The sequence below is a fragment of the Cupriavidus sp. 05N39 genome (genome assembly GCF_056397325.1).
This window is the reverse complement of record NZ_JBFTNE010000027.1, coordinates 37,750-52,445: the sequence shown is the minus strand read 5'-3', so window position 1 is coordinate 52,445 and position 14,696 is coordinate 37,750. Positions and strand designations below refer to the sequence as shown.

At 64.4% G+C, this 14,696-nt stretch carries 11 protein-coding genes; 6 read left to right on the top strand and 5 right to left on the bottom strand.

Annotation, left to right across the window (positions count from 1 at the left end; genetic code table 11):
• Positions 1-61: 61 nt before the first annotated feature.
• Positions 62-994: a LysR family transcriptional regulator gene (locus tag AC1DN0_RS15225; protein ID WP_441631404.1), complete on the bottom strand. Its 933-nt coding sequence runs from the start codon at positions 992-994 to the stop codon at positions 62-64.
• A gap of 128 nt (positions 995-1,122) precedes the next feature.
• Between AC1DN0_RS15225 and AC1DN0_RS15220 the strand changes: the two genes are divergently transcribed.
• Positions 1,123-2,118: a Bug family tripartite tricarboxylate transporter substrate binding protein gene (locus AC1DN0_RS15220; protein WP_441631402.1), complete on the top strand. Its 996-nt coding sequence runs from the start codon at positions 1,123-1,125 to the stop codon at positions 2,116-2,118.
• Positions 2,119-2,144: 26 nt separating this feature from the next.
• A complete protein-coding gene (locus tag AC1DN0_RS15215) occupies positions 2,145-3,335 on the top strand; it encodes a M24 family metallopeptidase (RefSeq protein WP_441631400.1) in 1,191 nt (396 codons plus the stop codon).
• A 63-nt stretch (positions 3,336-3,398) separates the two neighbouring features.
• On the opposite strand, the gene AC1DN0_RS15210 is transcribed toward AC1DN0_RS15215, so the two are convergent.
• Positions 3,399-5,036 (bottom strand): phospholipase D family protein, encoded by a 1,638-nt coding sequence (locus tag AC1DN0_RS15210; protein WP_477145825.1) that lies wholly within the window; start codon positions 5,034-5,036, stop codon positions 3,399-3,401.
• Between the two features lie 940 nt (positions 5,037-5,976).
• Here AC1DN0_RS15210 and AC1DN0_RS15205 point away from each other — a divergent pair.
• The 4 genes from AC1DN0_RS15205 (at position 5,977) to AC1DN0_RS15190 (ending at position 9,166) form a co-directional block, all read left to right on the top strand.
• Positions 5,977-6,297 (top strand): H-NS histone family protein, encoded by a 321-nt coding sequence (locus AC1DN0_RS15205; protein ID WP_035874525.1) that lies wholly within the window; start codon positions 5,977-5,979, stop codon positions 6,295-6,297.
• A gap of 145 nt (positions 6,298-6,442) precedes the next feature.
• Positions 6,443-6,841, top strand: coding sequence for a lysozyme inhibitor LprI family protein (locus AC1DN0_RS15200; RefSeq protein ID WP_441631395.1), 399 nt, complete (start codon positions 6,443-6,445; stop codon positions 6,839-6,841).
• Positions 6,842-7,002: 161 nt separating this feature from the next.
• Positions 7,003-8,160, top strand: a complete 1,158-nt coding sequence (locus AC1DN0_RS15195; RefSeq protein ID WP_477145824.1) for an acyl-CoA dehydrogenase family protein — start codon at positions 7,003-7,005, stop codon at positions 8,158-8,160.
• Positions 8,161-8,347: 187 nt separating this feature from the next.
• Positions 8,348-9,166 carry a M78 family metallopeptidase domain-containing protein gene (locus AC1DN0_RS15190; RefSeq protein ID WP_441631391.1) on the top strand — a complete coding sequence of 273 codons (819 nt, stop codon included), beginning with the start codon at positions 8,348-8,350 and terminating at the stop codon, positions 9,164-9,166.
• A gap of 29 nt (positions 9,167-9,195) precedes the next feature.
• Here AC1DN0_RS15190 and AC1DN0_RS15185 read toward each other — a convergent pair whose 3' ends face one another.
• From AC1DN0_RS15185 to AC1DN0_RS15175, 3 genes are all read right to left on the bottom strand, one after another.
• The gene (locus tag AC1DN0_RS15185; RefSeq protein WP_477145823.1) at positions 9,196-10,506 is read right to left on the bottom strand and encodes an MFS family transporter; all 1,311 of its coding nucleotides are present in this window, start codon (positions 10,504-10,506) and stop codon (positions 9,196-9,198) included.
• A gap of 505 nt (positions 10,507-11,011) precedes the next feature.
• A complete protein-coding gene (locus tag AC1DN0_RS15180) occupies positions 11,012-11,416 on the bottom strand; it encodes a hypothetical protein (protein ID WP_035874511.1) in 405 nt (134 codons plus the stop codon).
• A 159-nt stretch (positions 11,417-11,575) separates the two neighbouring features.
• A complete protein-coding gene (locus AC1DN0_RS15175) occupies positions 11,576-14,434 on the bottom strand; it encodes a M16 family metallopeptidase (protein WP_441631388.1) in 2,859 nt (952 codons plus the stop codon).
• Positions 14,435-14,696 lie beyond the last annotated feature (262 nt).

Here is a 14,696-nt window from a genome sequence, read left to right as displayed (position 1 = left end):
GCGCCGGCACGGCAGACAGTGTAGCTTTTGCGGCGGGCGGCGCCGTGCGCGGCCTCTGGCGCTATAGCGACTGCGCGACCTCCTTGAACGACTGCACGAGCTGGCTCAGCCCAGGGCTCTCCGCATTCCTGTTCCACAGCATCCCGAGCGCGCTGAAGGCGACTTCCGGCGTCATCCGCACGCATTCCAGCAGGCCCATCGCGGCATAGTGAGCGGCGACCGACCCGGACAGCACGGTCAGGTATGGCGACTCGCGCAGCAGCATCTGGATGGTGATGATGGAAGCGGTCTCGATGCGCGGCATCGGCACCGGGGTGGCGGCGTGCATGAACGCATCTTCCAGCCGCGTGCGCATCAGGGTGCCGGCCGGCGGCATGATCCAGTCGTAGGCCGCCGCCTGCGCCCAGGTCGGCTTGCGCTTGCGCGCCATCGCATGGCCCGGGCTTGCCACCACCTTCACGGTGTCTTCCATCAGCAACTCGCTGGCGAAGCCGGACTTATGAGCGCGGATGTCGAGCGGGCCCAGTATCAGGTCCAGTTCGCGGCGCCCCAGCCGCTCCAGCAAAGTCTCCAGCGTGGCCTCGACCACATGGATGAAGATGCCCGGCATCTGGCGCTGCAGCCGCGCAATGCCCTTGGGCAGGATCACCGGCGCGGCGGAGAGGATGGAGCCCACATGCAGGCGCCCCACCAGACCGGTGCGGATCGTGCCGAGTTCATCGTTTACGCGGCGCACATCGCCCAGCATGCGCAGCGCGTGACGCCGCAGCACTTCCCCGGCCGGCGTCAGTTGCAATTGTCGTCCGCGGACAAATAGCGCGGTGCCCACCACATCTTCGAGGTCCTTCAGCCAGTGAGAGACCGCGGGCTGCGTCATGTGCATCGCCTCGGCGGCCGCAGTGATGCCGCCGGATTCCACCAGCGTGAGGAAAACCTCCAGGTGGCGCAGCTTCATCCGGCGTGCCCAGAGGATGTCGTCAAGGTTCCATGTCATGCACGAATGCTAATGGAAGTCTCAAGTTATTTCATTATTAATTCATGAATAGGCTATGCATAATCGGTCGTGGATTTCACTTCGATGACACGCCCGGCGCGGGCTGGGACGACAACCGGGAGTGCAGCGTGAGGACATGGAAAAGCAGGGCGGTGGCAGGCGCGCTCGTGATGGGCGCCATAGCCGGTTTGCAGTTTGGCGCGGCATCCGCGCACGCCGATGCGGTGTACCCGGCCAAGCCGGTGCGCCTGGTGGTGCCGCAAGCGCCGGGCGGCGGCACCGATGTGGTCGGGCGGCTGTGGGCCGATTACATGTCGCGCCATCTCGGGGCGCCGGTGGTGGTGGAAAACCGGGCCGGCGCGAACGGCGTGGTGGCGGCCAGCTTCGTCGCCAAGCAGGCGCCGGATGGCTATACGGTAATGGTGGCGGGCATTTCCTATCTCGCTTTCAACCCGTATATGTACAAGGCATTGCCCTATGACCCGCAGAAGGATTTCGACGGCGTCAGCCTGCTGGTCAATACGCCATTCCTGCTGGTGGCCAGCCCGTCCACAGGGATCAAGTCGCTGGAGGATCTGGCGAGAGCGGCAAAGGCGAAGCCGGCGGAATTGAATTTTGCCTCGGCGGGGAAAGGCAACTCGACCCACCTCGTCGTTGAAATGCTGGAGCAGCGCCTGGGCCTGCAACTGACCCACGTGCCATACAACGGCGCGGCGGCCGGACTGACGAGCGTAATGGGAAACCAGACGCAATTGATGGCAGATGTGCTGAACACCGCCGCGGTGCAGGCGAATGGCGGCAAGGTGCAACCGCTGGCAGTTATCGGTACGCGGCGCGCATCGAGCGTACCCAATGTGCCCACGCTGGCCGAACTCGGCATCAAGGATTTTCCTTTGCCGGGCTGGTACGCGCTGGTAGTGCCGGCTGGCACGCCAAGGATAATCATTGACCGGCTGAATGCGGAAACCCGGAAGTTCTTTGCCGATGCTTCGGTGAAAGCCAGGCTCGATGCGCTTCAGCTCGAGCCGCTGCCATCCAGCCCGGAAGCGGTAAAGGAATGGATGCAGCGCGATAGCAGGATATGGGGTCCCCTGATCAGGCAACTCGGCCTGAGCAACGACTAGATTAGACAGCCAAAGGAAATACTGCCGTGCCAATACTTACCAAAGCCGTCTGGGACAGCCGCTATCGCAAGATGCTCGCCTTGATGGACGACATCCATGCCGATGCGATCATCTTCACCAGCAGCGACTTCTTTCAGTTCGCGACCAATTTCCACACCGATGTATTGCCCTGGGAGCGGCCGGTCTTTGCCGTGGTGCCACGCAATGGCACGCCGTTCCTGGTGATGAACGAGTTGTCCACCAACCATATGCGGTTCTCCCAGGAGCGGGAGAAAGTCTGGATTACCGATATCAGCTATTACGCCGAGCATCCCAGGCTGAGCCACCGCCTGCCCTTGCTCGGGCAAGTGCCGGAATTGCTCGCCGAGCGCCTTAAAGGGGCTGGCCTGGCGCGCTCGCGCATTGCTGTCGAAGGCGGCAGTGCCGCGCTGGCCGCCGCTGCCCGGCTGCTGCCCGAGCTGACGCTGCAGCCCGCCACGGCGGAATGCCGCAGCCTGCGCTGGCAAAAGCATGCGGAGGAACTCGCGGTGATGGCGGCCATCGGATCGATTTCCGACTGGGTCCAGGATCGCTACCGGGAAAATATCCGCCCCGGCAGGCTGGTGCAGGAACTGGATTTCGCCATGGCCTCGCTGTTCGTGCAGGAGGCGGCTGAGCGCTTTCCCGGCGAGCATTTCGAGGTGATCCGCTGCTGGACCCTGAGCGGTCCGGCATCGGCTTCGCCCCATGGCGACGGGGCCTCCTGCGGCGCGCGCATCAAGGAGGGCGACGTGCTGGTCAATATCGTGATACCGCGCCTCAACGGCCTGGCCATCGAAAACGAGCGGACATGGTTCTGCGGCCGGCCGGGCGACGAGCAGGTCAGGCTATGGACCGCGGCCCGGAACGCCAACGAAGCCGCCATTGCCGCGGCCCGCACCGGCAACCCGGTGAGTGCCATCGATGCCGCCGCACAGGCACAGATCGAGCAGGCGGGCTTTGGCGACTATATTCGCCATCGCACCGGCCATGCGATCGGCATCATCCATCACGAGTATCCGGAGGATATGGCCTTCTGCCACCGGCCTCTGCTCGATGACGAAGTGTATTCGGCTGAGCCGGGCATCTATGCCTATGGCATTGGTGGATTCAGGCTGGACGACACGGTCGTGGTCGGGCAGACGCCGCGCACGCTGACCTCCACGCCCAAGACGCTGGAATACGCGACCGTGCTTTAAAGCAATGCCATGGGCAGTGATTCAAGCCGTCACCGGCAAGCCAAGGACCAAGGACAAYGCTGGCTACAACTCTTCCTGCAGCGGCAGCAGCCGCAGCAGGCCCTGGCCGAAATGCTGGAAGACACTCATGTCGGGTTCACTGTCGTAGGTCCGCAGTAGCCCGTTGTCGCGCGTTACCCAGACCAGCTTCGGCTCCCCGCCGGCGGGGTCTGGTTCCAGCATTACCTTGTAGGCCACATCAAGCAGCTTTTCGTCCAGCGCCGCGCCAAGCTGCGTGCACAGCGTCGCGTTGTCGACCACCACGCCCATCTCGGTATTGAGCCGGGCCGAGCGCGGGTCCAGGTTGAGCGAGCCGACGAACAGCAAGCGGCGGTCGACCATATAGCTTTTGGCGTGCAGGCTTGCACGGCTCTTGCTGATCAGGCTGCGGTGCCCTTCGTGCGCCATCTCCGCATAGGCCGACGGTTTGAGCTCGTAAAGCTGGATGCCTGCCGCCAGCAGCGCCTTGCGCGTGGGCGCATAGCCGGCGTGCACGGCGCTCACGTCGGTGGCCGCGAAGGAGTTGGTCAGGATACTGACGCGCACCCCGCGGCGCGCCATGCCGGCAAGCCAATCGACCGCTGATGCGTTCGGCACGAAATACGGCGAAACCAGTGACAGCTCCCGCCGGGCGCTATCCAACAGGTGCACCAGCTTGGGGATGGCGTGGCTGCTGTTGTCTTCGGGCGGAAGCGTGACCTTGACAGCCTGGTCCGCAATCACGGAGCCCTGCCCCCAGTAAGCGGGCAACTTGCCGCCTTCCAGCGCCTGCGCCATGCCGGAATCGAGCAATTCCCGCGCATAATCGCCGCCCCTGGCCTCGGCCGCATGTTCGTCCAGGTATGTGCGCAGGRCCTGCACCTCGGCTTGCGCATCGGCAGGGGCCGGCATCAGGCTGGCCACGGGATAGCTCGCCGCGCCATTCCAATAGTCATCGAACACGGCCGATACCTGCGGCACCACCGGGCCGCCGGCGAGCACATCGAAGTCGCTAAAGTCCGTTGCCGTACTGGCGGAGAAATAGGGGTCGCCGATATTGCGCCCGCCCACCACCGTCAGCTGGTTATCGGCGGTCATTGATTTGTTGTGCATGCGCCGGTCCAGACGCCGGAAATCAGTGGCGAACTCCAGCCAGCGCGCGCTGCGGTTGGCGAAGGGATTGAACAGCCGCACCTCGATATTCGGATGGGCGTCGATTGCCGCCAACTCGCGGTCCTGCCCGCTCAGGTGCAGGTCGTCGAGCAGCAGGCGCACCCGCACGCCGCGGTCGGCCGCGGCAACCACCGCCGCCAGCAAGGTCTTGCCGGTGAGGTCGCCGTCGAAGATGTAGTACTGCAGGTCCAGGCTGCGCTCGGCGCCGCGCGCCAGCGCCAGGCGTGCCACCAGCGCATCCGGCCCGGACGAAAGCGGGTAGAAGACCGATTGGCCAGGGTGCTGCGCCTGGCCGGGGGCGAGCGCCCTGCCCAGGCGCGTGCCGGCGGTGTCGGCAAGGGCTCGCGATGGCGTCCGGCTGGCCGGCTCGGGCAGGCTGGCGCAGGCCGTCAGCAGGGCGGCTGCCATTGCGCTGCCGGCAAACAGGCCGAAGCGGCGGAGCCAGCGTCCTTGCGCTTTCCCGGCGGCCACTACCTGCGCCTCATGGATTTCCTCCAGGCAATGCGACATGGTGTTTTCCCCAAATTGGCTGTGCCAATGCCCCAAGGGGGCGGCGCGTTTTGCAAGGTACCACCAGTCCGGTTGGCATGGAACTGAAAGATTTCTGGCCAGCCAGATCTCGTGGCACGCGCGCTGCTTTTTGGAAAGGCGCGGGCGCCAGAATCCATAAGCCGGAACGCTGCCTATCAAACGCCGCAGGCGTTCCAGGCTAAAACGCAATCAACCCGGAATTGGGCAAATGCCGGGTAAAAAAAGTCGCCACAGATGCATAAGCGAGGCTTCGGCAGCGCCGATTTGCTAGTGTTTCTGGCGCGCGGATTGCCCGGCATTTCTTGCTTTGACGATCATCGATCGCCAGCTTTCCGCGCGGTTCCAGGGTGGGATTGACGGCGAGGCACGGCCCGAATTGGATGGGAAAGTGGATACTGCTTAGCATCGTGGCCGAACCCTATGCCTTTGCCTGGCAATTTCCGGAAACCCGTGCTCGCCGGTTCAGCCTTCCTTATCACATTGGCATGGCCTGCACAATGTCCGCACATCGCTCGGATTAGTCGGGCATCGCGTTTGCCAACGACTTGCAAGACCGTCCTTTCAAAGACCTTTCGGACAGAGTTGTCTTATTGCATCTTAGTGCCGGCGGGTGATTGCGGCGCCGTGGCGCACGTCAATGCCGTTAGCAGCGTGCGGGAGCAAATTGTTGAGCCGCCTTTGCCGCGCAAGCTATTACTTGAATCCGGCAATGCGCACAGGTATTCGTCTGCTTCGACGGGGCATTCCGGCTGCCGATCCTGGGTGCAATGTGGGTGTCCGCCGGGCTTTTCAATTCGCTACAATTCGGGGCGGATGTATCATCTTCTTACGCGATTGGATTTTCTTTAATCAAACGTGGTAGGCTGTGCCAGCAAAATTTCCCCTATCATTGAATTAACACCGCTCCAGGAGAATCAAAATGGCGACTTACAAGCAACTGATCGCAGAAAAGGAAGCGCTCGAAGCCAAGCTGGCGGAGATGCGTGCTAGTGAAGTGGCGGGCGTTATTGCCCAGATCCAGGGGCTCATGGCGGAATACGAACTGACGGCTGACGATATCGCCCCGAAGCGCCGCCGGGGCCGCCCGGCAGCCAGCGCGAACGGCGCCGCGGCCAAGCCCAAGTCCAGCCTGCCTCCCAAGTATCGCGATCCCAAGACAGGCGCCACCTGGACCGGCCGTGGCCGCGCACCGGCCTGGCTGGGTAAGAACCGTGCCCGCTTCCTGATCGCAGAAGCCTGATCACGCAATAGCAGACTGAAAGCGCTGGCTCCAGCCGGCGCTCGCTTGCCCACATTTGTCCGCTTGCCGGGCATGGTGGCAAGCCAATGGCCGCGCCTTGTGCGCGGCCATTGGCGTCCAGGAAACAATTCCCCCAAGATTCGATATGAAAAAAGCGCTGCTTTCAGCGTTGCTGCTTGCCGCGTCCTTTGCCGCGCATGCTGACGAAAAACTGTTGTCGAAACAGTACGGGGCCTGCATGGAGCGCCCGGATGTCACTACTGCCGGCATGCACGAGTGCATTGCGGCGGAGACCGCACGGCAGGACAAGACCCTGAATACCATTTATAAGCGTCTGCAGCAGGCGATTTCGCCCGCCAGGAAGCCCAGGCTGCTTGATGCGCAGCGTGCATGGCTGAAGTTCAGGGATGCCAACTGCGATTTCCAGGCCGATCCCGACGGCGGCACGCTTGCTGGCGTCAATGCGTCCGCCTGTGTGATGCAGATGACGGCGGACCGGGCCAAGGAACTGGCCGACCTCGCCGTCGAAGCGGGAGCGCGCTGACCAGTCGGATCGGCCATGCGGCGAGGAATGCGCCGTTTTGGCCATATTCCACCGTTGTCAAAATTTGTTATCCATTCTGTTCAAGACCGGGGGGATTGTCAAAGCCAGGTGACGGCGTACCATGTGGGCCACATCGTTGTTTGCTTTGACCGGAGACCCCCATGAGCCTGGATGCAGAATCCTTTTCGCTGCTGCGCGCGTCGGTGCAGCGTTTCATCGACGAACGCCTGAAGCCGGCGGAAGACACGCTCGAGGAAACCGACGACGTACCAGCCGATATCGTTGCCGACATGAAGGAGATGGGCCTGTTCGGGATCTCCATTCCGGAAAACTACGGCGGCATCGGTTTGTCGATGGCGCAGGAATGCGACGTGGTGTATGACCTCGGTCATACCGCTTTCGCTTTCCGCTCGGTATTCGGCACCAATGTGGGCATCGGCTCGCAGGGCATCCTGATGGACGGCACCGAAGCGCAGAAGCAGGAATATCTGCCCAAGATCGCCAGCGGCGAGCTGGTCATCTCGTTCGCGCTGACGGAGCCGAACGCGGGTTCCGACGCGGCTTCGCTGCAGACCAAGGCAGAGCTCGACGGCGATCACTACATCATCAACGGCACCAAGCGCTTCATCACCAACGCCCCGCGTGCCGGCGCCTTTACGCTGATGGCACGCACCGGCGGCGCCGGGGCATCGGGCATTTCCTCGTTCATCGTGCCGGCGAATACGCCGGGCATCTCGCTTGGCAAGCCGGACAAGAAGATGGGCCAGCGAGGCACCAAGACCTGCGACGTGGTGCTGGAAAACGTGCGCGTGCCTGCCGCCAACATCATCGGCGGCGTGCCCGGCGTGGGCTTCAAGACCGCCATGAAGGTGCTCGACCGGGGCCGCCTGCATATCTCCGCGCTGGCCTGCGGCATGGCGCACCGCCTGATTACCGATGCCGTGGCCTATGCCAAGGAGCGCAAGCAGTTCGGTCAGCCGATCGGCGATTTCCAGCTGATCCAGGCCATGCTGGCCGATAGCCAGACCGAGCTGTATGCCGGCTTGTCGATGGTGCGCGACTGCGCCCAGCGCTACGATGCCAAGACGCCTGGCAAGAGCGATCCGGAAGTCAGCATGCTGGCCTCCTGCACCAAGATGTTCTGTACCGAGATGGTGGGCCGCGTGGCCGACCGCGCCGTGCAGATCCATGGCGGCGCGGGCTATATCGCCGAGTACAAGGCCGAGCGCTTCTATCGCGATGTGCGCCTGCYGCGCCTCTACGAGGGCACCACGCAGATCCAGCAACTGATCATCGCCAAGCAGCTGCTGCGCGACTGACCGGAAGACGCGAAGCGAGGCGGGCGCAAGGCCAGCCTTGCCGTTAGCGTGCGGACCCCCGGCCCGCGGCGCGCCGGCCGGTGTCCGCGCCGGGTCCGGGCAGTGTTCGTGCCGCGATGGCGCTGCGCCCGCGGGCTAACCGAAGCGCGCACGCGATGTCCTGTTGTATTCAACGGAGGCCGCCCCGATGGCAATTGCCGCTTTCAATTTTCCCGTTCCCAGTACTGACCACCTGCGCCGGCCGCACTCGTCCGGCAACGGCACGTGGACCGATGGCGCACCGTGCTACCCGATTATCGAAGCCCTGATGGCCGGCGCCGCGCGTGGGTCAGGCGCGCCGCTGGACTGTATCCGCCTGGCGCTGGACGCGGCCGGCGCGCTGGGCCGTGCCGATCCGGTGACCTCGGTCCAGCCGGCTCGCCTGCAAAGCTTCGACGGCGCGCTCTACCGCACCGGCACCGGCGCGTGGACCATCCTCCACAGCGATCGCCTGGCAGCGTCGGATGTGCGTTTCATGATCGCTTACCTGCTGGGCCGCCAGCTTCTTGGCGGCAGCGAGATGGACTACGTGGAGTGCGCGAACGCCGACGTGATGGTCATGCCGGAAGATGACTCCGCTGGCGGCCTGGCCTACGCCTTTGCGAGCCGGTTGCTGATGCCGCTCAATGCCTTCCGCCTGGCATTGCCCGGCGCGGTGGACCTGGATGTGCTGGCCGGGCTGGCCGAACGTCTCTGCCTGCCGGTGCATCATGTGGCGCGGCGCTGGTTGTCCTATACCTCCCGCAGGGCCCGGCTGACCTTGCGGCGCGACGGTATCACGCTCGGCACCTGGGCCAGCGAGACGGCATTCGGGCTGTGGGGCGAGGGCCTCGACGGCGCGAAGGGCTTGCGCGCGGCGCCACAGACGTTGCGGCTCGACGACGGCGCCAGCATCGAGCTGGCCGTGGGCCCCAGGCATCTTGCTGCGCGGACCGGCGCGTACCAGTGCGCAGCCTTTCCCCGCTAACCCAGGCCACCCCCGGCCGGGCGCCGGCGTCAGTGTTCGTGATGCAGGTACTTGGCCTGCCGCGGCAGGCGGAAGCTGACCATGAACACGATCACCATCATCACCGTCACGTACCAGTAGAAGCTCGATTCGTGGCCCAGGGATTTCAGGTCCAGCGCGACGTATTCGGCGGAGCCGCCGAAGACCGCGTTCGCCACGGCATAGGCCAGGCCCACGCCCAGCGCCCGGATCTCCGTCGGGAACATCTCGGCCTTGACGATGCCGCTGATGGACGTGTACAGGCTGACGATGGCCAGCGCCAGGGAAATCAGCACGAAGGCGACGAAGGGACTGTGGACGCCGCCCAGCGCCGTGAGGRTCGGTACGGTAGCCAGCGCTCCCAGCGCGCCGAACAGCAGCATATTGTTGCGCCGCCCGATGCGGTCGGAGAGCGCGCCGAACAACGGCTGCATGCACATGTAGAAAAACAGGCAGCCGGTCATCACGTAGCTGGCGGTCTTGATCGACATGCCGGCGCTGTTCACCAGGTACTTCTGCATATACGTGGTGAACGTGTAGAAGATCAGCGAGCCGCCCGCGGTGTAGCCGAGCACCGTGAAGAAGGCCGCCTTGTGATTGCGGAACAGCTCGGTCAGGGTGCCGGCCTCCTTGCTCGCGCGGGTGGCGGCAGAGGTGGTTTCGTGCAGGGTGCGGCGCAGGAAGAGCGCCACCACTGCCGTGACGGCGCCGATCACGAACGGAATGCGCCAGCCCCAGGCCTTGAGTTCCTGCTCGTCGAGAAACTGCTGCAGCACCACCACCACGAGCACCGCCAGCAACTGGCCGCCGATCAGCGTGACGTACTGGAACGACGAGAAAAAACCGCGCTGGCCCTTGAGCGCCACCTCGCTCATATATGTGGCGGTGGTCCCGTACTCGCCGCCCACCGAGAGCCCCTGCAACAGCCGTGCCATCAGCAGGAGCGCGGGCGCCCAGGCTCCGATGCTGTTGTAGGTGGGCAGGCTGGCGATCATCAGCGAGCCGCAGCACATCATCGTCACCGAGATCAGCAGCGAGTTCTTGCGGCCATGCCTGTCCGCGATACGGCCAAAAAGCCACCCGCCGATCGGCCGCATCAGGAAACCCGCGGCAAACACGCCCGCGGTATTCAGCAGCTGCGCCGTCGGGTCGGATTTGGGGAAGAAGGATCCCGCGAAATAAATGGCGCAGAACGCGTAGACGTAGAAGTCGAACCACTCGACGAGATTGCCGGATGAGGCGGCGACGATGGCGTAAATGCGCTTGCGCTTTTCCTCGGCGCTCGGCGGTGCGTCGAGAAGGGGGGCGGACAGGTCAGTCATGATTTGTCTCTTCCTTTCGGCATGCCGCCCCACGTGAAGAGCCGTGGTGCGAGATCGGCACGCAGGATTCCAGTGTAGTGCGCTTGCGCCGAACTGCCGGGCCGCCGTCAGGCCGGGAACTGCGTGGTGGACAGCACCTGCCTGAGCATCAGGAAGTCAAAGACCTGCCGCACGCTGGGCAGTTACACCAATTGCCTGGCGTGCAGGCGGTTGAAGCTTTCGCTGGCCCGAGTGCGCAGCAACCCAGTCCGTGACGGCCGATCCGCAACCGGCCTGGGGCCAAGCGTGGAGGGAGYCGGGGGAGGGGTGCGATGCCTGTGAAGAACGGCGTATCGCCTGGATTGGACCGGGAGGCGTCCGGTGCGCGGGGAGCATCGCCGCACATAAACGATGCTGGCCGCATCGCGCGGCTGGGCAAGCGCCGCTAAGCCGCTTCAGTTGCGAGGCGCCTGGCCTGGACGGCTGTTTTCGACGTGGATAGCGCCTCTTGCTACCACTTGCCGCCTTATTGCGTGGGTTCTTGCGTTTCTTGTGCTTCTTGCGGCCAGACTCCGTCCACATCCCTTAGCAGATGACCTGCCAGGATGTAGTCGCCCAGTCGGGTCGCCTTGGCTTCGAGATCAAGCAGTTCATGATCGGCCAGCGTGCCGAGATCGAACTGGCAATACAGGTTGCGCTGCCGGAAGGTGGTCTTGGTTTTGGCCAGGCCCTCGATCAGGGCTTCGCGCGAATGGACAGCAATGCTTTCCTGTCCGCGGTATTGCACTTTGATGCCGCGCTTTTCTCCGAGCCGGCCGAGTTCGACGGCGTCCTGCCATCCGGTTTCATAGTCCAGCTCAAGCGCCAGCACATCTTTCGATGCGAGAAGCCGAAGCGCTTCTGCTTTGCTGCTAGCTCGCACTATTGACATCCACACCTCTTATATCGTCTTATACTGTACGAATATACAGTCAACGCGTCATTGCGGCAAGGGGTTGCCCCCCGGCCCTTTGGACTACTCTTGGGCTACCGCGCCGGCGGCGTCTTCCGCCGCCCCGCGGTACCGCTATTTTCCTCCAGTCTGGCCCTTTTAGGGGGCGGGTGTGGTCTCGGTGGCCGCACTATCCGCCTTTATGGTCGCTCCGGCATTTTGCGCTGCCGTGACAGAAAAATCGCCCGCATAGACATGCACCACCCGCGCCGGGTCCAGGTACCTGCGGATTACCGCGTTGACCTGTTCGACGGTCGCCGTGGCGATAGCTTGCTCATATTCCGTGACAAAGCGCATCGTGCGCCCCAGGAATAGCTGGTTGGCCAGCGCGCCGGCCAGTGCCGAATCGCTGGTGCGGGAAAGCGTGCCTAGCTGCAGCAGGCCGCTCCTGGCTTGCGCCAACTCCTCCGGCGTAATCCCGGTATCCGTAAGGCGGGACATTTCCTCTTCGACGCCGCGCTTGAGTCTATCCAGGTTCTGCGGCGCATAAAGCGCTTGCATGCCAAACCTGCCGTTGGTGTCGAGCGCGCCCACTTGCACGAAACTGCCGACACTGTAACTGATGCCGTCGCGTTGGCGTAGCCGATCCGCAAGCCGGCCCTTGAGCGCGTTGCCGCCGAACACGCGATTGGCAATGACCAGGGCCGGATAATCCGGGGAATTGCTGGTCAGCTCGATCGGCAGGGCGGCCAGGTAGATGGCATTGGCCTTACCAGGTGTCTCCCGGGTCAGGCGGGCGGGCGCGAGCGGTACGAAGGGGCGGTCGACACGCGCATAGGGCGCCTGCGCCTCCCAGTCGCCGAACAGGGTAGCCAGCTGCGCCTGAGCCGCCTCGCGGTCGAAGTCCCCGACCAGCACCGCCTGTCCGTGGCTGGCGCCATAGAAGCGCGTGTGAAAGTAGCGCAAGTCGGCCAGCCGCAGCTGTCTGAGTGCTGCAATATTCTCTTGCGTCGTGGGCACATAACGCGGGTCCCCCAGCTCGTAGGGATTGCTGTGGCGGCCGAGCGCATTCGATGCAACCGTTTCGGGCTGGCTCAGCCCGCTTTCGACGCCGGCAATGGCGTTGGCACGCAGCGTCTCGAACTCGGCGGCTGGCAGGCTGGGTTCGCGCAAGATCTCGCGCAGCAGCGCCAGCGTCTCGGCAAGTGTTTCCCGCCGCGCCTCGAAACGAACGTTGACCGATTCGGCGTCGCCCTGGATCGACACCACTGCCCTGAGCGCATTCAGCCGGTCGGCGATCTGCTGCCGTTCCAGGCGAAGGGTGCCGCGCATCAGCATGGCGGCGGTCAGGCTGCCGGCCGCGTCCAGGCCCTGCAGGCTGTTCACGTCGCCCATGCGCAGGATCAGCATGCCATTGACGGTCTGCCCGCGGCTGGGCTTGGGCAGCAAGGCGAACTGCATGCCGTTGGCCAGCTTGCCGCGCAGCGTATGGGCCTCGATATTGTCCGGGCTCGGGTCGAACGCCGGCACCGCGGCCTTGGCTGGCTTGGCCTGGTAGGCGGCCACCAGCGCGGCGATATCCGGAGCGGCGGGCACGCTGGCCGACGCAGGCGTCTCGGCTGGCTTGTCCCCGGGCATGTCGAGCGGCACGAAGCGTCCCAGCGTGCGGTTGCTGGCGCGCAGGTAGTTCTGCGCCACCCGCTGCAGGTCGGCCAGCGTCACGCGCTCGGCCTGCTGGCGCGCGATCAGCAGCAGGCGCCAGTCGCCCTTGGCAATCGCCTCGGACAGGGCCACGGCATAGCCGGAGGGGTTTTCCAGCAGGCGCTCGTAGCCGTTGAGCATGCGGGTGCGGGCACGCTCCAGTTCCACCTCGGTGACCGGCCGCTCGGCGAAGCCCTCGACCTGCGCCACCAGCGTCTGCCGCGCCACTTCGAGATCCTTCGACTTGCTCAGCCCGGCGCCGAACAGGACCGAGCCGGGATCCTTCATTGACGATACCGAGCCGAACTGCCAGCTGGCCTTGCCGCTTTCCACCAGCGCCTTGTACAGGCGGCCGCCGGAGCCATCCGAGAGGATGTCCGCCAGCAACTGCATGGCCACCGCATCCGGATGGGCGCCGGGGGCAATGTGGTACTGCACGGCCACCACTTGCGAGTCACCGACGCGGCGCAGCGTGATCTCGCGCGCGCCTTCCTGCGGCGGCTCCACGGTGTACTGCGCCGGCAGCGTGCGCGCCGGGCGCGGGATCGCGCCGAAGTGCGTGCCGATGCGCGCCAGCGTGGCGGCTACGTCGAACTTGCCGGCCACCACCAGCACCGCGTTGTCGGGCTGGTAATAGCGGCGGTAGAAGTCCTGCAGGTTGCCGATGGCGACATGCTCCACGTCGCTGCGCGCGCCGATCGGCGCCTTGCCATAGTTGTGCCAGCGATAGGCGGCCGAGCGCATCTGCTGCATCAGCACGCTGCCGGGGTTGTTCTCGGCGCGCTCCATCTCATTGCGCACCACCGTCATCTCGCTGTCGAGGGCCTCGCGGGCGACGAAGCTGTTGACCATGCGGTCCGCTTCCATCTTCAGCGCCCAGTCGAGATTCTCATCGCTGGCGGTGAAGCTCTCGTAGTAGTTGGTGCGGTCGAAGGCAGTCGTGCCGTTGAACTGCATGCCGCGGCGCGTGAGTTCCTGCGCGATGGTGTTGCCCGGCAGCGCTGGCGTGCCCTTGAACAGCAGGTGCTCGAGCAAGTGCGCCATGCCGGTCTCGCCATAGTTCTCATGGCGGCTGCCGACGAGGTAAGTCATGTTCACGGTGGTGACTGGCTGCGCCGCGTCGGGCGCCAGCAGTATGCGCAGGCCGTTGGGGAGCCGGTACTCGGTAATGCCCTCCACGCTGGCCACTTCGACCGGCGCGGCGGAAGACAGCCTGGCACCTGCTGCGGTCGCCGGGACTGCCGGGGCGGCGGCAGGTACGGGTACGCTGAAAGTCAGGGCCAGCAGGCAGGAAAGGCACTTGAACGTGAGACGCATGCGGAATTCGAGGTGTGGATTGGCTCCCTTGTCGCGGAGATCTGTGCGATTCTGCGGGGCGCGGCAAGGCAGCGGTAAGGTCGGCCCGATGGCTGATTCTAGCTCTTGCCAGGCCCGTAGCGGCATGGCGCAGCGCTTTTCAGCCGGTTCGCAGTGAATTTGGGAATATTCCGCATGCTTCAAGCCGCGGCAGGGCACCGGGTGTCCTGAATCAAAATTCGTTGAATTCAGGTTCAGGACATCAAGACAAGATGCCAGCGGA

What these genes read in the sequence shown, in the direction of transcription:
- AC1DN0_RS15175 (WP_441631388.1), bottom strand. Translation starts at nt 14,434, where the DNA reads ATGCGTCTCACGTTCAAGTGCCTTTCCTGCCTGCTGGCCCTGACTTTC.
- AC1DN0_RS15190 (WP_441631391.1), top strand. Translation starts at nt 8,348, where the DNA reads ATGGCAATTGCCGCTTTCAATTTTCCCGTTCCCAGTACTGACCACCTG.
- AC1DN0_RS15200 (WP_441631395.1), top strand. Translation starts at nt 6,443, where the DNA reads ATGAAAAAAGCGCTGCTTTCAGCGTTGCTGCTTGCCGCGTCCTTTGCC.
- AC1DN0_RS15225 (WP_441631404.1), bottom strand. Translation starts at nt 994, where the DNA reads ATGACATGGAACCTTGACGACATCCTCTGGGCACGCCGGATGAAGCTG.
- AC1DN0_RS15180 (WP_035874511.1), bottom strand. Translation starts at nt 11,416, where the DNA reads ATGTCAATAGTGCGAGCTAGCAGCAAAGCAGAAGCGCTTCGGCTTCTC.
- AC1DN0_RS15205 (WP_035874525.1), top strand. Translation starts at nt 5,977, where the DNA reads ATGGCGACTTACAAGCAACTGATCGCAGAAAAGGAAGCGCTCGAAGCC.